The 17331-nt window shown below is 63.8% G+C and carries 14 protein-coding genes and 2 tRNA genes; 15 read left to right on the forward strand and 1 reads right to left on the reverse strand.

Annotated features, from left to right (window positions below; genetic code table 11):
* Positions 1 to 99: 99 nt before the first annotated feature.
* Genes carA through ACYJP6_RS23875 form a run of 5 tightly spaced genes read left to right on the forward strand, consistent with a single transcriptional unit; the run spans position 100 to position 6060 of the window.
* Complete coding sequence (gene carA / locus ACYJP6_RS23855; RefSeq protein ID WP_459478472.1) at positions 100 to 1236, forward strand: glutamine-hydrolyzing carbamoyl-phosphate synthase small subunit; 1137 nt, start codon at positions 100 to 102, stop codon at positions 1234 to 1236.
* A gap of 21 nt (positions 1237 to 1257) precedes the next feature.
* Positions 1258 to 1914, forward strand: a complete 657-nt coding sequence (gene leuE, locus ACYJP6_RS23860; protein ID WP_058764341.1) for a leucine efflux protein LeuE — start codon at positions 1258 to 1260, stop codon at positions 1912 to 1914.
* Between the two features lie 21 nt (positions 1915 to 1935).
* Positions 1936 to 5157: a carbamoyl-phosphate synthase large subunit gene (gene carB, locus ACYJP6_RS23865; protein WP_459478475.1), complete on the forward strand. Its 3222-nt coding sequence runs from the start codon at positions 1936 to 1938 to the stop codon at positions 5155 to 5157.
* Positions 5154 to 5630, forward strand: coding sequence for a transcription elongation factor GreA (greA, locus tag ACYJP6_RS23870; protein WP_459478477.1), 477 nt, complete (start codon positions 5154 to 5156; stop codon positions 5628 to 5630). The genes carB and greA overlap by 4 nt, the downstream gene beginning before the upstream one ends.
* Positions 5593 to 6060 carry a hypothetical protein gene (locus ACYJP6_RS23875; RefSeq protein WP_459478479.1) on the forward strand — a complete coding sequence of 156 codons (468 nt, stop codon included), beginning with the start codon at positions 5593 to 5595 and terminating at the stop codon, positions 6058 to 6060. Before greA ends, ACYJP6_RS23875 begins: the two co-directional genes overlap by 38 nt.
* Here ACYJP6_RS23875 and ACYJP6_RS23880 read toward each other — a convergent pair.
* On the reverse strand, positions 6048 to 6359 hold the full coding sequence (locus tag ACYJP6_RS23880) for a YhbY family RNA-binding protein (protein ID WP_459478481.1): 312 nt from the start codon (positions 6357 to 6359) through the stop codon (positions 6048 to 6050). The two genes, ACYJP6_RS23875 and ACYJP6_RS23880, sit on opposite strands and share 13 nt — an antisense overlap.
* Positions 6360 to 6979: 620 nt before the next feature.
* On the opposite strand from ACYJP6_RS23880, the gene ftsH reads away from it, so the two are divergent.
* From ftsH to infB, 10 genes are all read left to right on the forward strand, one after another.
* Entirely contained in the window at positions 6980 to 8899 is a 1920-nt protein-coding gene (gene ftsH / locus ACYJP6_RS23885; protein ID WP_145012205.1) for an ATP-dependent zinc metalloprotease FtsH, read from the forward strand.
* Between the two features lie 7 nt (positions 8900 to 8906).
* Entirely contained in the window at positions 8907 to 9770 is an 864-nt protein-coding gene (gene folP / locus ACYJP6_RS23890) for a dihydropteroate synthase (protein WP_459478483.1), read from the forward strand.
* Complete coding sequence (gene glmM / locus ACYJP6_RS23895; RefSeq protein ID WP_459478485.1) at positions 9770 to 11107, forward strand: phosphoglucosamine mutase; 1338 nt, start codon at positions 9770 to 9772, stop codon at positions 11105 to 11107. Before folP ends, glmM begins: the two co-directional genes overlap by 1 nt.
* A gap of 66 nt (positions 11108 to 11173) precedes the next feature.
* Positions 11174 to 11932 (forward strand): triose-phosphate isomerase, encoded by a 759-nt coding sequence (gene tpiA, locus ACYJP6_RS23900; RefSeq protein WP_459478487.1) that lies wholly within the window; start codon positions 11174 to 11176, stop codon positions 11930 to 11932.
* Entirely contained in the window at positions 11932 to 12312 is a 381-nt protein-coding gene (secG, locus tag ACYJP6_RS23905) for a preprotein translocase subunit SecG (protein WP_459478489.1), read from the forward strand. The genes tpiA and secG overlap by 1 nt, the downstream gene beginning before the upstream one ends.
* A gap of 16 nt (positions 12313 to 12328) precedes the next feature.
* Positions 12329 to 12414 (forward strand) — tRNA-Leu (locus tag ACYJP6_RS23910).
* A gap of 92 nt (positions 12415 to 12506) precedes the next feature.
* Positions 12507 to 12583: transfer RNA gene (locus ACYJP6_RS23915), tRNA-Met, on the forward strand.
* Positions 12584 to 12710: 127 nt separating this feature from the next.
* On the forward strand, positions 12711 to 13169 hold the full coding sequence (rimP, locus tag ACYJP6_RS23920; RefSeq protein WP_059231836.1) for a ribosome maturation factor RimP: 459 nt from the start codon (positions 12711 to 12713) through the stop codon (positions 13167 to 13169).
* 49 nt (positions 13170 to 13218) lie between these two features.
* A complete protein-coding gene (nusA, locus tag ACYJP6_RS23925; protein WP_145012190.1) occupies positions 13219 to 14691 on the forward strand; it encodes a transcription termination factor NusA in 1473 nt (490 codons plus the stop codon).
* 26 nt (positions 14692 to 14717) lie between these two features.
* Positions 14718 to 17273, forward strand: a complete 2556-nt coding sequence (gene infB / locus ACYJP6_RS23930; protein WP_459478492.1) for a translation initiation factor IF-2 — start codon at positions 14718 to 14720, stop codon at positions 17271 to 17273.
* Positions 17274 to 17331 lie beyond the last annotated feature (58 nt).

Raw genomic sequence — 17331 nt, forward strand, 5'->3', positions numbered from 1 at the left:
ATGAAATCACAACATTAAAACGGGATGACTCTTCGAGATGTCATCCCGTTTTTTTGCACCCTGCGTTTGCCCGCCAAGGCTTGATTTTCGGAGGTCTTCTTGACTAAGCCAGCCATACTCGCACTTGCCGATGGCAGCATCTTTCGCGGTGAATCCATCGGTGCCGACGGCCACACGGTCGGCGAAGTGGTGTTCAACACCGCCATGACCGGCTACCAGGAAATCCTGACCGATCCTTCCTATGCGAAGCAGATCGTCACCCTGACCTATCCGCACATCGGCAACACCGGCACCACGCCGCAGGATGGCGAGGCCGCCCAGGTGTGGGCCGCCGGACTGATCATCCGTGACCTGCCGCTGCTGGCCAGCAACTGGCGCAACAAGCAGTCGCTGCCCGAGTACCTCGAGGAAAACGGCACCATCGCCATCGCCGGTATCGACACCCGTCGCCTGACCCGCATCCTCCGCGAGAAGGGCGCCCAGGATGGCTGCATCCTCACCGGTGCGGATGCCACCGAGGAGCGCGCCCTGGAACTGGCGCGCGCCTTCCCCGGCCTGAAGGGCATGGACCTGGCCAAGGAAGTCAGCGTCAAGGAGCGCTACGAGTGGCGTTCCAGCGTCTGGTCGCTGGAGACCGACAGCCACGCCGAGATCCCGGCCGAGCAGCTGCCCTACCACGTGGTGGCCTTCGACTACGGCGTCAAGCTGAACATCCTGCGCATGCTGGTGGCCCGTGGCTGCCGCATCACCGTGCTGCCGGCCCAGACCCCGGCCAGCGAAGCCCTGGCGCTGCAACCCGACGGCATCTTCCTGGCCAACGGCCCGGGCGATCCCGAGCCGTGCGACTACGCCATCAAGGCGATCCAGGACGTCCTGGAAACCGAGATTCCGGTGTTCGGCATCTGCCTGGGCCACCAGTTGCTGGCCCTGGCTTCCGGCGCCAAGACGGTGAAGATGCCCAACGGTCACCACGGCGCCAACCATCCGGTGCAGGATCTCGACAGCGGCGTGGTGATGATCACCAGCCAGAACCACGGTTTCGCCGTGGACGAAGCCAGTCTGCCGGCCAATGTGCGGGCCACCCACAAGTCGCTGTTCGACGGCACCCTGCAGGGCATCGAGCGCACCGACAAGGTCGCCTTCAGCTTCCAGGGTCACCCCGAGGCGAGCCCCGGTCCGCACGACGTGGCGCCGCTGTTCGACAAGTTCATCCAGGCCATGGCGGCGCGCCGCTAAGACGGGAGGAGGGTAAGGCTCATGCTGGCGAATCTGGGTGTCATCGACTTCTGGACCTATGTGGTCGGGACCCTGTTCGTCATCCTGCTGCCCGGTCCCAACTCCTTCTTCGTGCTCGCCACCAGTGCCCAGCGCGGCATCCGCAGCGGCTACCAGGCGGCCTCGGCCGTGTTCCTCGGTGATGCTGTGCTGATGCTGCTTTCGGCCCTGGGAGTGGCGTCGCTGCTCAAGGCGGAGCCGCTGTTCTTCCAGATCCTCAAGTATCTGGGCGCGGCCTACCTGTTCTACCTCGGCTGGAGCATGCTGCGTGGCGGACTCAAGTCCTGGCGCAGCCCGGCTCAGGGCCAGGCCGAGGCGACCCTGCGCGAAGACGTCCACCAGCCGTTCCGCAAGGCGCTGCTGCTGAGCCTGTCGAACCCGAAGGCGATCCTGTTCTTCGTCTCCTTCTTCATCCAGTTCGTGGACCCCGGTTATGCCCATCCGGCGCTGTCCTTCCTGGTGTTGGGCGCGGTACTGGAAGCGATCAGCTTCTGCTACCTGTCGTTCCTGATTTTCTGTGGTGTGCGCCTGGCGGCCTGGTTCCGCCAGCGGCGACGCCTCAGCGCAAGCGCCACCGGTGGCGTCGGCGCCCTGTTCGTGGGGTTCGGTGTGAAGTTGGCCACCGCGACCCTGACCTGATTACCTGCATTCGAGAAGCCCATGCCTAAGCGTACAGACATCAAGAGCATCCTGATCCTCGGGGCCGGCCCCATCGTCATCGGCCAAGCCTGCGAGTTCGACTATTCCGGCGCCCAGGCCTGCAAGGCCCTGCGCGAGGAAGGCTTCCGCGTCATCCTGGTGAACTCCAACCCGGCCACCATCATGACCGACCCGGCCATGGCCGACGCCACCTACATCGAGCCGATCAAGTGGGCCACCGTGGCCAAGATCATCGAGAAGGAGCGGCCCGACGCCCTGCTGCCGACCATGGGCGGCCAGACCGCGCTGAACTGCGCCCTGGATCTGGAGCGTCACGGTGTGCTGGAGAAATTCGGCGTCGAGATGATCGGTGCCAATGCCGATACCATCGACAAGGCCGAGGACCGCTCGCGCTTCGACAAGGCCATGAAGGACATCGGCCTGGCCTGCCCGGTCTCGGGTATCGCCCACACCATGGAAGAAGCCTACGGCGTGCTGGAGAAGGTCGGCTTCCCCTGCATCATCCGTCCGTCCTTCACCATGGGCGGCACCGGTGGCGGCATCGCCTACAACCGCGAAGAGTTCGAGGAAATCTGCACCCGCGGTCTGGACCTGTCGCCGACCAACGAGCTGCTGATCGACGAATCCCTGATCGGCTGGAAGGAATACGAGATGGAGGTGGTCCGCGACAAGAAGGACAACTGCATCATCGTCTGCTCCATCGAGAACTTCGACCCCATGGGCGTGCACACCGGTGACTCCATCACCGTGGCCCCGGCCCAGACGCTGACCGACAAGGAATACCAGATCATGCGCAACGCCTCCCTGGCGGTGCTGCGCGAGATCGGCGTCGAGACCGGCGGCTCCAACGTCCAGTTCGGCATCTGCCCGAACACCGGACGCATGGTGGTGATCGAGATGAACCCGCGGGTATCGCGTTCGTCGGCCCTGGCCTCCAAGGCCACCGGCTTCCCCATCGCCAAGATCGCCGCCAAGCTGGCCGTCGGCTACACCCTGGACGAGCTGCAGAACGACATCACCGGCGGTCGTACCCCGGCGTCCTTCGAGCCGGCCATCGACTACGTGGTCACCAAGATCCCGCGCTTCGCCTTCGAGAAATTCCCCAAGGCCGACGCCCGCCTGACCACCCAGATGAAGTCCGTGGGCGAGGTCATGTCCATCGGCCGGACCTTCCAGGAATCTCTGCAGAAAGCCCTGCGCGGCCTGGAAGTCGGCGTGGTCGGCTTCGATCCCAAGCTGGATCCGGCCGATCCGGAAGCCGATGGCACCCTCAAGCGCGAGCTGACCGTACCGGGCGCCGATCGCATCTGGTACATCGGCGACGCCTTCCGCCAGGGCTACAGCCTGGACAAGGTCTTCGAGCTGACCCGCATCGATCCCTGGTTCCTGGTGCAGATCGAGGACCTGATCAAGGACGAGGAGCGCATCAAGACCCTGGGTCTGGCCGACCTCGACTATGACCTGATGCGCAAGCTCAAGCGCAAGGGCTTCTCTGATGCGCGCCTGGCCAAGCTGCTCGGCGTCACTGAGAAGAACCTGCGTGCCCATCGCCACAAGCTCAAGGTGCTGCCGGTGTACAAGCGAGTGGACACCTGCGCCGCCGAATTCGCCACCGACACCGCCTACCTCTATTCCACCTACGAGGAAGAGTGCGAGGCCAAGCCCAGCGGTCGCGACAAGATCATGATCCTCGGCGGCGGTCCCAACCGCATCGGCCAGGGTATCGAGTTCGACTACTGCTGCGTGCACGCGGCCCTGGCCATGCGTGAAGACGGCTACGAGACCATCATGGTTAACTGCAACCCGGAAACCGTCTCCACCGACTACGACACCTCCGATCGCCTGTTCTTCGAGCCGGTGACCCTGGAAGACGTACTGGAAATCGTCCGCGTCGAGCAGCCCAAGGGCGTCATCGTCCAGTACGGCGGCCAGACCCCGCTCAAGCTCTGCCGCGCCCTGGAAGAGGCCGGTGTGCCCATCATCGGCACCAGCCCCGACGCCATCGACCGCGCCGAAGACCGCGAGCGCTTCCAGCAGATGGTGCAGCGCCTCAACCTGCGCCAGCCGGCCAACGCCACCGCGCGCAGCGAAGACGAAGCCCTGGCCCTGTCGAAGAACATCGGCTATCCGATGGTGGTCCGTCCCTCCTACGTGCTGGGCGGCCGGGCGATGGAGATCGTCTACCAGGAAGAAGAACTCAAGCGCTACATGCGCGAAGCGGTCAAGGTGTCCAACGACAGCCCGGTGCTGCTCGACCACTTCCTCAACTGCGCCATCGAGGTGGACGTGGATGCGGTGTGCGACGGCCAGACCGTGGTGATCGGCGCCATCATGCAGCACATCGAACAGGCCGGCGTGCACTCCGGTGACTCCGCCTGCTCGCTGCCGCCCTATTCGCTGCCCAAGCACATCCAGGACGAGATCCGCGAGCAGGTCAAGAAGATGGCCCTGGAGCTCGGCGTGGTCGGCCTGATGAACGTGCAGATGGCCGTGCAGGGCGAGGACATCTACGTCATCGAAGTCAACCCGCGCGCCTCCCGGACCGTGCCCTTCGTCTCCAAGTGCATCGGCGAGTCGCTGGCCAAGGTGGCCGCCCGCGTCATGGCCGGCAAGACCCTGGCCGAAGTGGGTTTCACCCAGGAAATCATCCCGCCGTTCTTCAGCGTCAAGGAAGCGGTGTTCCCCTTCAACAAGTTCCCCGGCGTCGACCCCATCCTCGGCCCGGAGATGAAGTCCACCGGTGAGGTGATGGGGGTCGGCGACAGCTTCGGCGAAGCCTTCGCCAAGGCTCAGCTGGGTGCCAACGAGATCCTGCCGAACTCCGGGTGCGCCTTCATCAGCGTGCGTGACGACGACAAGCCCGAAGCCGTACAGGTCGCCCGCGATCTGGTCGGCCTGGGCTTCGAGGTGGTCGCCACTGCCGGTACCGCCCGGGTGATCGAGGCCGCCGGTCTGCCGGTGCGGCGCGTGAACAAGGTGACCGAAGGCCGTCCCCATGTGGTCGACATGATCAAGAACGACGAAGTCACCCTGATCATCAACACCACCGAAGGCCGGCAGTCCATCGCCGATTCCTATTCGATCCGCCGTAATGCCCTGCAGCACAAGCTCTGCTGCACCACCACCATTGCCGGCGGCCAGGCCATTTGCGAAGCTTTGAAATTCGGCGCCGAGAAGACCGTGCGCCGGCTGCAAGATCTGCATGCAGGAGTTGAGGCATGACCAAGTACCCCATGACCGTCCAGGGCGCTCGCGCCCTGGAAGACGAACTCAAGCACCTCAAGACCGAGCTGCGCCCGCAGATCACCCAGGCCATCGCCGAAGCGCGTGAACTGGGTGACCTCAAGGAAAACGCCGAATACCATGCCGCCCGCGAACAGCAGGGCATGGTCGAGGCGCGTATCCGCGATATCGAGGGGCGTCTGCAGAATGCCCAGGTGATCGACGTGACCGCCTTGCCGCATACCGGCAAGGTGATCTTCGGCACCACCGTGGAAATCGCCAACACCGAGACCGATGAGGCCGTGACCTACCAGATCGTCGGTGACGACGAGGCGGACATCAAGCAGGGCAAGCTGTCGGTGGGTTCGCCCATCGCCCGCGCCCTGATCGGCAAGGAAGAGGGGGACGTGGTGCTGGTGAAGACCCCGGGTGGCAATGTCGAATACGAAATTGTCGCTGTCCGCCACGTCTGAGCGCCGCCCCTCGGGCTGGCTCGCCAGGCTGCTCGCCGCCGCCTGGCAACTGGCCCAGGTGTTCTGGGTCGGCCCCTTGGTCGCCCTGCACCTGTGCATCCCGGTGGCCCTCGCCCAGGCGGGCTGGGCGCCGCTGCTGATCCAGTCCGGGCGTGAGGAATTGCTGCGCATGATGCTCAGCGCCGCAGCCGGTGGCGTCTTCACCCAGGTCGTGGTGCTGGTGTGGTGGGCAGGGGTCACCGCCCTGTGGCGTGACCTGCGCGGCCAGCTGCTGCTGGCCAGTGCGCTGGCCGTGGTGCTGCAGAACGAGCTGGCGCGCTTCTGGACCGGGCCGACCGCCCTGGCCGGCTACCTGGTCCTGTTGCTGTGCGGTCTGATCCTGGTACTGCAGCCCGTCCCCGGGCGGGTACCGGGAAATCAGGCGGTATAGCGCACCACGTTGGACAGGTTGCGATTCTGCTCGCGCGCCTTGCGGTAGATCAAAGCCATCTTGCCGATCATCTGGACCAGCTCGGCCTTGCTCGAGGCGCACAGCTCATCGATCAGGGCGCGACGATCTTCACGTTCGGTGACGGCCAGCTTGATCTTGATCAGTTCGTGATCGTTCAGCGCGCGGTCGAGCTCGCCCAGTACGCCTTCGCTGAGGCCGTTCTCACTGATGGTGACCACCGGCTTGAGTTGATGACCGATCGCCTTGAACCGCTTTTTAAGCTCGTTATTGAGCGCCATAATTCACCCCGGATAAAAGCCGTACAGTTTATCCCAGCTGCCCGGTGTCGCCCAGCGATACGCGAAAACTTAGCGTCGTGCCCGGCGAGGGCTGTCGTCCCTGCTCAAGGAATACCTTGGAGTGGGCGAGGTCAAGGCGCCCTGGAAGGACGGCGAGATCCCGACGGCAATTTGCTGCCGCAATCCAGTAGGGCGGGTTACCGTAACGGTCCGCCTCGGCAATACACGGGTCGGCTGTAAAGGGCCTTGTTATTTCCCACTTGGCCCCCATATGAGCGAGCTGAGTACGCTGGAGTGATCCGGGGCGCTGCGGGGTGCAGGCGTTGCCATCTGCCTGCAGGTGGTATGCGTCCCGCGTGCGGGGCTCTGGCGCCGCTGTCCGCGTCGCGGGACCAGATCGCGCCAGCAATCTCTATTGGGTCGCGGTTTTAGGGGCAATTGAGAGAATTGATAGCCGCAACGTCTGCCTTGCCCTAGAGTCAAAGGCAGAAGACTCATATAGCGTTACAGACGATGTCTGCCGTGGGCCAGGCTTTGTGTAGTAACTTACCGGTCACTGCCGGTTTCGCTTCGAACGGTTTACCCACGAAACCGGCGCAGAGGGTAGTCAATTGAACGACATGGCAAAGAATCTGATCCTGTGGCTGATCATCGCCGCGGTGCTCGTCACCGTGATGAACAACTTCTCCAGCCCCAACGAACCCCAAACGCTCAACTACTCCGACTTCATCCAGCAGGTGAAGGACGGGCAGATCGAGAGCGTGACCGTGGATGGCTATGTCATCACCGGCAAGCATCGGGATGGCGATCCCTTCAAGACCATCCGGCCGGCGATCCAGGACAATGGCCTGATCGGCGACCTGGTCAACAACAGCGTCACCATCACCGGCAAGCAGCCCGAGCAGCAGAGCATCTGGACTCAGCTGCTGGTGGCCAGCTTCCCAATCCTGGTGATCATCGCGGTCTTCATGTTCTTCATGCGCCAGATGCAGGGTGGTGCCGGCGGTCGCGGCGGACCCATGAGCTTCGGCAAGAGCAAGGCGCGGCTGCTGTCGGAAGACCAGGTCAAGACCACCTTCGCCGACGTCGCCGGTTGCGACGAGGCCAAGGAAGAGGTCACCGAGCTGGTCGAGTTCCTCCGTGATCCAGGCAAGTTCCAGCGCCTGGGCGGCCGCATTCCCCGTGGCGTGCTGATGGTCGGCTCGCCCGGTACCGGTAAGACCCTGCTGGCCAAGGCCGTGGCGGGCGAGGCCAAGGTGCCGTTCTTCACCATCTCCGGTTCCGACTTCGTCGAGATGTTCGTCGGCGTGGGTGCCAGCCGCGTTCGCGACATGTTCGACCAGGCCAAGAAACACGCACCCTGCATCATCTTCATCGACGAGATCGATGCAGTCGGCCGCCATCGTGGCAATGGCATGGGCGGTGGTCACGACGAGCGTGAGCAGACCCTGAACCAGTTGCTGGTCGAGATGGACGGCTTCGAGATGAACGATGGCATCATCGTCATCGCCGCCACCAACCGGCCCGATGTCCTCGACCCTGCGCTGCTGCGCCCCGGTCGTTTCGACCGTCAGGTCGTGGTCGGCCTGCCGGACATCCGGGGCCGCGAGCAGATCCTCAAGGTGCACATGCGCAAGGTTCCCGTCGGCGAGCGTGTCGATGCCGGCGTCATCGCGAGGGGTACTCCGGGCTTCTCGGGTGCCGACCTGGCCAACCTGGTCAACGAGGCTTCGCTGTTCGCCGCCCGAGCCAACAAGCGCATTGTCGACATGCGCGAGTTCGAGCTGGCCAAGGACAAGATCATGATGGGCGCCGAGCGCAAGACCATGGTCATGTCCGAGAAGGAGAAGCGCAACACCGCCTACCACGAGGCAGGTCATGCCATCGTCGGTCGCCTGGTGCCCGAGCACGACCCGGTCTACAAGGTTTCCATCATTCCCCGTGGCCGCGCCCTGGGCGTGACCATGTTCCTCCCCGAGGAGGATCGCTACAGCCTGTCCAAGCGTGCCCTGGAAAGCCAGATCTGCTCGCTGTTCGGCGGCCGTATCGCCGAGGAGATGACGCTGGGCTTCGAGGGCGTGACCACCGGCGCTTCCAACGACATCATGCGCGCGACCTCCCTGGCCCGGAACATGGTCACCAAGTGGGGCCTGTCCGAGAAGCTCGGTCCGCTGCTCTATGGCGAGGAAGAGAACGAAGGCTACCTGGGTCGTTCCGGTGGTGGTGGCGCCGGCAACATGTCGGGCGAGACGGCCAAGCTGATCGATCTGGAAATCCGCCGGATCATCGATGACTGCTACAACACCGCCAAGCGACTGCTCGACGAGAATCGCGACAAGCTCGAACTCATGGCCGATGCGCTGATGAAGTACGAGACCATCGATTCCGACCAGATCGATGACATCATGGCGGGCAAGGTCCCGCGCGAACCGCGTGACTGGCATGATCGTGGCGGCCCGACCGGCGACGCCCCGGCGTCCCCGCAGAGCGGCAGCGATCGTCCGGAAACGCCCATCGGTGGTCCGGCTGGAGAACACTGAAACACCCATGTTCAATCCGTTTCCTTCGACCCGATTGCCCTGCGGCAATCGGGTTCTTGTTTTTGACACGCCCAAAGTCATGGGCATCCTCAACGTCACCCCCGATTCCTTCTCCGACGGCGGCCGCTACACGGCGGTTGAAAGCGCCTTGCGCCATGCGGAAGGCATGGTGGCGGCCGGTGCGGCCATCATCGATGTCGGCGGGGAATCCACCCGGCCAGGGGCGCCAGCGGTAGCCGAAGCGGAAGAGCTCGATCGCGTCGTGCCAGTGATCGAGGCGATCGCCCGGGAGCTGGATGTCGTCATCTCCATGGACACCTCCACGCCCGCGGTCATGCGCGAAGGCGCCCTGGCGGGCGCCGGCCTGATCAACGACGTCCGTTCCTTGCGCCGACCTGGCGCCCTGGAAGCCGCCGCCGCGACCGACCTGGCGGTGTGCCTGATGCACATGCGCGGCGAGCCGAGCACCATGCAGCAGGCACCCGTCTACACCGATGTCGCAGGCGAGGTCGGGGCCTTCCTCGCCGAACAGATCGCGCGCTGCGAGGCGGCCGGTATCTCCCGCGAGCGGCTGGTGCTGGATCCGGGCTACGGCTTCGCCAAGACCCTGGAGCACAACCTCGAGCTGTTCAAACGACAAACCGAGTTGCTCGCCTTTGGGCTACCCTTGCTGGTGGGTGTCTCGCGCAAGAGCATGATCGGCGCGGTCACCGGGCGGCCCGTCGAGGGGCGCCTGGCCGGTGGTCTGGCCCTGGCGGCCCTGGCACTGGCCAAGGGTGCCCAGATCCTCAGGGTTCATGACGTGGCGGAAACGGTGGACGTGGTGAAGATGATCACCGCGGTCGAGGGCTTCAGGCAGGAACACAACTGATGGCAAGAAAGTATTTCGGAACCGATGGCATTCGCGGCAAGGTCGGGACCTATCCCATTACGCCGGACTTCATGCTCAAGCTGGGCTGGGCGGCGGGTATCGCCTTCCGCAGCCGTGGCGGTTGCCGGGTGCTGGTTGGCAAGGACACCCGCAATTCGGGGTACATGTTCGAATCCGCGCTGGAGGCCGGGCTGTCCGCGGCCGGTGCGGACGTCATGCTGCTCGGGCCCATGCCCACGCCGGGGATCGCCTATCTGACGCGGACCTTCCAGGCCAGCGCGGGCATCGTGATCAGTGCCTCGCACAATCCCTACTACGACAATGGCATCAAGTTCTTTTCCGGCGCCGGTACCAAGCTGCCCGATGAGCTGGAAACCATGATCGAAGAACTGCTCGATACGCCCATGACCGTGGTCGATTCGGCGCGCATCGGCAAGGTCTCGCGCATCAACGATGCCGCCGGCCGCTACATCGAGTTCTGCAAGAGCAGCGTGCCCACCGGCACCAGCTTCGCCGGGATGAAGATCGTGCTGGATTGCGCCAATGGTGCCACCTACAAGATCGCCCCCAGTGTCTTCCGGGAGCTGGGCGCGGATGTCAGTGTACTGGGTGTGCAGCCCGACGGGCTCAACATCAACAAGAATTGCGGTTCCACACACCTGGAGGGGCTGCAGCAGGCGGTGCTGGATCAGCACGCCGACATCGGTATCGCCTTCGATGGCGACGGCGACCGGGTACTGATGGTGGATCACACCGGGGCGGCGGTGGACGGCGACGAGCTGCTCTACCTGATCGCCCGCGACCTCAAGCGCCGCGGCCGCCTCGAAGGCGGGGTGGTGGGTACCCTGATGAGCAATCTCGGTCTCGAGCTGGGTCTGGCCGAGCTGGATATTCCCTTCGTGCGAGCCAAGGTCGGCGATCGCTATGTGATGGCCGAACTGCTGGAGCGCAACTGGGTGCTGGGTGGCGAGAATTCCGGGCACGTGGTCTGCTGCCAGTACACCACCACCGGTGATGCGACCATCGCGGCGCTGCAGGTGCTCATCGCCCTGCGCAATGCCGGTCAGACCCTGGCCCAGGCGCGCATGGCGCTGCGCAAGTGCCCGCAGGTGCTGATCAACGTAAGATTCGGTGGCGGCCAGGATCCCCTGGAGAATCCACGGGTCAAGCAGGCCAGCGCCGAGGTCACCGAGAAGATGGCCGGCAAGGGGCGGGTGCTGCTGCGCAAGTCCGGTACCGAGCCGCTGCTGCGGGTCATGGTCGAGGGCGAGAACGAGCGCGAGGTGCGCGCTCACGCCGAAGCCCTCGCTCAACTGATAACCGAGGTATGTGCTTGATTTGCTTGCATGCCTGTTTTCGATTGAGTAACATCTGCGCCCACTTCGCTCCCTGAGGTAAAACGCATGCGTCGTTCCCTGGTTGCCGGTAACTGGAAAATGCATGGCTCGCTGCAGAGCGTGTCGGCGCTGGTCGCAGGCTTGAAAGGGTTGGACGGTGTGGCGGGCGTCGATGTCGTGGTGATTCCGACATTGGTGCATCTGCCTGGGGTGGCTGAAGGTCTGGCGGCAACGTCGCTGGCGGTGGGAGCGCAGACCTGTGCTTCCGTCGCGGGCGAGAAGGCCCTGACGGGTGAGGTATCCTCGACCCAGTTGGCGGAGTTCGGTTGTCGCTACGTACTGGTGGGGCACTCCGAGCGACGTGCCTTGCTGGGCGAGGATGACGCGGTGGTGGCGAAGAAATTCGCGGCCATCCAGGAGGGCGGGATGATTCCCGTACTCTGCGTCGGCGAGACCCGCGAGGAGCGGGAGGCCGAGCGCACGCTGGACGTCGTGGGTGGCCAGCTGAAGGCGGTCATCGAGGCGGTTGGCGTAGCGGCTTTCGCCAACGCCGTGGTGGCCTACGAGCCGGTCTGGGCGATAGGCACCGGGCTCACGGCGACGCCGGAGCAGGCGCAAGAGGTTCATGCGGCGATTCGCGCCCTGGTGCGCGAAGCCGATGCTGGAATCGCTGAAGGCCTCCAGCTGTTGTATGGCGGCAGTGTCAAGGCCGCCAATGCTGCCGAGTTGTTCGGCATGCCGGATATCGATGGGGGGCTGGTGGGTGGAGCCTCCCTGAATGCTGAAGAGTTCAGTGCGATTTGCCGCGCTGCAGGACGTGGATAATGTTGGAAACTGCAGTTGTCGTGGTCCACTTGCTGATGGCGCTTGGCCTGATCGCGTTGGTATTGATGCAGCAGGGCAAGGGTGCCGAGGCCGGTGCGTCCTTTGGTGCGGGCGCCTCGGGTACCGTGTTCGGTAGTCAAGGTTCTGCTACCTTTCTGAGTCGTTTTACTGCTATACTAGCCGCGGTTTTTTTCGCGACTAGCCTGGGTCTGGGGTATTTCGCCAAAGACCGTGCGCTGGGTCTGCGTGAGGGGGGTCTCCCCACTCAGCCGGTCCAGCAGGCTCCTCAGCCGAAGCAGGATGGTAACGATGTTCCTCTGACGCAGCCGCGTGCTGCCCAGGGCGGTACTTCCGGGGACGTGCCCCAGGAGTCCAAGTAAGTTTCAAAGGTTTCATGCCGAAGTGGTGGAATTGGTAGACACGCTATCTTGAGGGGGTAGTGGCCACAGGCTGTATGGGTTCGAGTCCCATCTTCGGCACCAATTTGCAAATAGCAAAGACGTCCAGCAGGACGCGGCGAGAGAGTAGGTTGACTCCTAGAGTTCAGTTGAATATAATCTCGCTCCAGCTTTGACGCGGGGTGGAGCAGTCTGGTAGCTCGTCGGGCTCATAACCCGAAGGTCGTTGGTTCAAATCCAGCCCCCGCAACCAGTTTTTTAAAGCCCCTTTATAGGGGCTTTTTGTTGGCTGGACAGTTCGGGTCGCGCTTTCTTGCGCAGACCTCTTAGGGATGGGCGTAATGCCCATTTTTTATTCTCAAAAAACGCGAGGCAACCAGGTGTCGAGCAAGCTAGAACAGTTGCAGGCCTTGCTGGCCCCCGTCGTCGAGGCGCTTGGCTATGTCTGCTGGGGTGTCGAGTACATCTCCCAAGGGCGGCATTCGCTACTGCGTGTCTACATCGATCATCCCAATGGCATCCTCGTGGAAGACTGCGAGAAGGTCAGCCGCCAAGTCAGCGGCGTACTCGATGTGGAAGATCCCATCACCAATGAATACACCCTCGAGGTGTCTTCCCCCGGTATGGATAGACCGCTGTTCACGCTGGAGCAATTCGCTGCCCATGCCGGTGAACAGGTCAAGGTCAAACTTCGGTCGCCCTTCGAAGGGCGACGTAATTTCCAGGGTTTGCTGCGCGGTGTGGAAGACCAGGACGTCGTGGTGCAGGTGGACGAGCATGAGTATCTGCTGCCCATCGAGATGATCGACAAGGCCAACGTCGTTCCCCGTTTCGAGTGATTTGAGCGCGAGACCGCGGATCCCAAGGATTGCGAATACGAGGCGTAAGATGAGCAAAGAAGTTCTGCTGGTAGTGGAATCTGTTTCGAACGAGAAGGGTGTTCCACCCGGCGTCATCTTCGAGGCACTGGAGTTGGCTCTCGCCACGGCTACCAAGAAACGCTATGAAGAAGATGTGGATCTGCGGGTGTCGATCAACAGACACAACGGCAGCTACGAAACCTTCCGCCGCTGGACCGTGGTGGAAGACCAGGACTATCAGTTGCCCGATTCGCATCTGACGGTGGAAGACGCCCAGGAAGAGCATCCTGGCGTCAAGGCCGGTGAGGTGATCGAGGAGAAGATCGAGTCCATCGAGTTCGGTCGGATCGCTGCTCAGACCGCCAAGCAGGTGATCGTGCAGAAGGTGCGCGAGGCCGAGCGGGCCCAGGTGGTGGATGCCTACCGCGAAAAGGTCGGCGAGATCATCTCGGGTACCGTCAAGAAGGTCACCCGTGACAGCGTCATCGTCGACCTGGGCAACAATGCCGAGGCCCTGTTGCCGCGTGAGCACATCATTCCCCGCGAGACCTTCCGCATGGGCGTGCGTCTGCGCGCCCTGCTCAAGGAGATCCGCACGGAGAACCGCGGTCCGCAGCTGATGCTGTCGCGGACCGATCCGCAGATGCTGATCGAGCTGTTCCGCATCGAGGTGCCGGAGATCTCCGAGCAGCTGATTGATGTCATGGCCGCTGCCCGCGATCCGGGTTCCCGCGCCAAGATCGCGGTCCGCTCCAAGGACAAGCGCATCGATCCCCAGGGTGCCTGCATCGGCATGCGCGGTTCGCGCGTCCAGGCGGTATCCGGTGAGCTGGGTGGCGAGCGCGTCGACATCGTCCTCTGGGACGACAACCCGGCGCAGTTCGTCATCAACGCCATGGCCCCGGCTGAAGTCGCCTCGATCATTGTCGACGAAGACAGCCACACCATGGACATCGCGGTCGCCGAGGACAACCTGGCCCAGGCCATCGGCCGCGGCGGCCAGAACGTGCGCCTGGCCAGCCAGTTGACCGGTTGGACGCTGAACGTGATGACCGAAGCGGACATCAACGCCAAGCAGCAGGCCGAGACCGGCGACATCATCCAGCGCTTCATCGACGAGCTGGATGTCGACGAGGAACTGGCGCAGGTGCTGGTGGAAGAAGGTTTCACCTCCCTTGAGGAAGTGGCCTACGTCCCCATGGAAGAGATGCTCAACATCGATGGCTTCGACGAAGACATCGTCAACGAGCTGCGAACCCGGGCCAAGGATCGCCTGCTGACCCGGGCCATCGCGACCGAAGAACAGAAGAGCCCCAGCGAAGATCTGCTGACCCTCGACGGCATGGACCCCCAGCTCGCCAGCGCGCTGGCCCAGCGTGGCGTGGTGAATCGCGAAGAGCTCGCCGAGCAGTCGATCGACGACCTGCTCGACATCAACGGCATGACCGAAGAGCGTGCCGGCAAGCTGATCATGGCTGCCCGTGCCCATTGGTTCGAGTAAGCGGCGCAGTCTGAGGAGAGAAGTGCATGACGCAAGTCACGGTGAAAGAACTGGCCCAAACGGTCAATACGCCGGTGGAACGTCTGCTACAGCAGATGCGCGAGGCGGGCCTGACGCATAACAGCGCCGAGCAGCTGGTGAGCGATGCGGAAAAGCAGGCGCTGCTGACGCACCTGAAGGGGACTGCGCAGCTCGACGAGCCGAGCAAGATCACCCTGCAGCGCAAGACCCAGACCACGCTGAAAGTGGCGGGTAGCAAGACGGTGAGTGTGGAAGTGCGCAAGAAGAAGACCTTCGTCAAGCGCAGCACCGCCGAGCTCGAGGCCGAACAGCGCCGCGAGCAGGAAGCCCTGCGCGCGGCCGAAGAAGCCGCTGCCCAGGCACGGGCCGAGGAAGAAGCCCAGCGCGCCGCCGAAGCGGCTGCGCAGCAGCAGGCCGAAGCCGCCGCCCAGGCCGCGCAGCAGGCGGTCGCCGCCGAAGCTGCCGCGCCGGTCGCGGCGGAAGCCCCGGCGGTGGTGGCCGAGCAGCAGCCCGCTGCCGAGCCGGTCGCCGAGGTCAAGAAAGCCGACCCCGCTGCCGAGCGCAAGCGCGAAGAGCCGCGCCGTCCCGTGCACCCTGCACCGAGCAGCAAGCGCGACGAAGACGAGCGCCGTGAGCGCAAGAACGCCCAGCATCGCCCGTCGATCAAGGACAAGGTCGCCGCTCCCCGTACCGTGCGCAGTGGCGACGACGAGGAAGAAGGCTTTGGCCGGCGTGGCGGTCGCGGTGGCAAGTCGCGACTCAAGAAGCGAAACCAACACGGGTTCCAGAGCCCGACAGGACCTGTAGTGCGCGAAGTCAATCTAGGCGAGACCATCACCGTCTCTGAGCTTGCTCAGCAGATGTCGGTGAAGGCCGCCGAAGTCATCAAGTTCATGTTCAAGATGGGGTCTCCCGCCACCATCAACCAGGTGCTCGACCGCGAGACGGCGCAGCTGGTGGCCGAAGAGCTGGGCCACAAGGTCAAGCTGGTCAACGAGAACGCCCTGGAAGATCAACTGGCGGAATCCCTCAAGTTCGAGGGCGGCAAGGCCATGCACCGCGCGCCGGTGGTGACCGTCATGGGTCACGTCGACCACGGCAAGACCTCGCTGCTGGACTATATCCGCCGCGCCAAGGTCGCCTCGGGCGAAGCCGGTGGCATCACCCAGCACATCGGTGCCTACCACGTGGAAACCGAGCGTGGCATGGTGACCTTCCTGGATACCCCCGGCCACGCCGCGTTCACCGCGATGCGTGCCCGGGGTGCCCAGGCCACCGACATCGTCATCCTGGTGGTGGCGGCCGATGACGGCGTCATGCCGCAGACCGAGGAAGCCATCCAGCACGCCAAGGCGGCCGGTGTACCCATCGTCGTCGCAGTCAACAAGATCGACAAGCCCGATGCCGATCCGGATCGCGTCAAGCACGATCTGGCCGGTCGTCAGGTCATCCCGGAAGAGTGGGGCGGCGATACCCAGTTCGTGCACGTCTCGGCGAAGGCCGGTACCGGCGTCGACGAGCTGCTCGAAGCCATCCTGCTGCAGGCCGAGGTGCTCGAACTGACCGCCACGCCGGAAGCACCCGGTCGCGGTGTGGTCATCGAATCGCGCCTGGACAAGGGTCGTGGTCCGGTCGCCACCGTGCTGGTGCAGAACGGTACCCTGCGTCAGGGCGACATGGCGCTGGTCGGCGTCAACTTCGGCCGTATCCGCGCCATGCTCGACGAGAACGGCAAGCCGATCAAGGAAGCCGGCCCGTCCATCCCGGTTGAGATCCTCGGCCTGGACGGCACCCCGGACGCCGGTGACGAACTCACCGTGCTGACCGACGAGAAGAAGGCCCGTGAAGTGGCCCTGTTCCGTCAGGGCAAGTTCCGCGAGATCAAGCTGGCCCGCGCTCACGCCGGCAAGCTCGAGAACATCTTCGAGAACATGGGCCAGGACGAGAAGAAGACCCTCAACATCGTGCTCAAGTCCGATGTCCGTGGCTCCCTCGAGGCGCTGCAGGGTTCGCTGTCCGGTCTAGGCAACGACGAAGTCCAGGTCCGGGTGGTCGGTGGTGGCGTCGGTGGCATCACCGAGAGCGATGCCAACCTGGCGCTGGCGTCCAATGCCGTGCTGTTCGGCTTCAACGTCCGGGCCGATGCCGGGGCGCGGAAGATCGTCGAGCAGGAAGGCCTCGACATGCGCTACTACAACGTCATCTACGACATCATCGAAGACGTGAAGAAGGCGCTGACCGGCATGCTGGGCAGTGACGTCCGGGAGAACATCCTGGGTATCGCCGAAGTCCGCGATGTCTTCCGTTCGCCCAAGTTCGGCGCCGTCGCCGGCTGCATGGTCACCGAGGGCATGGTGCACCGCAACCGTCCGATCCGTGTGCTGCGCGAAGACGTGGTCATCTTCGAAGGCGAGCTGGAATCCCTGCGTCGCTTCAAGGATGACGTCGCCGAAGTCCGTGCCGGCATGGAATGCGGTATCGGCGTGAAGAGCTACAACGACGTGCGCGTCGGCGACAAGATCGAAGTGTTCGAGAAGGTGCAGGTCGCCCGTTCGCTGTAACGACGACCCCGCACCCGGACGGCAGGTCACGGACCTGGCAGACCCCTGCCAGGTGCGG

It is taken from the genome of Pseudomonas sp. No.117 (assembly GCF_054558395.1).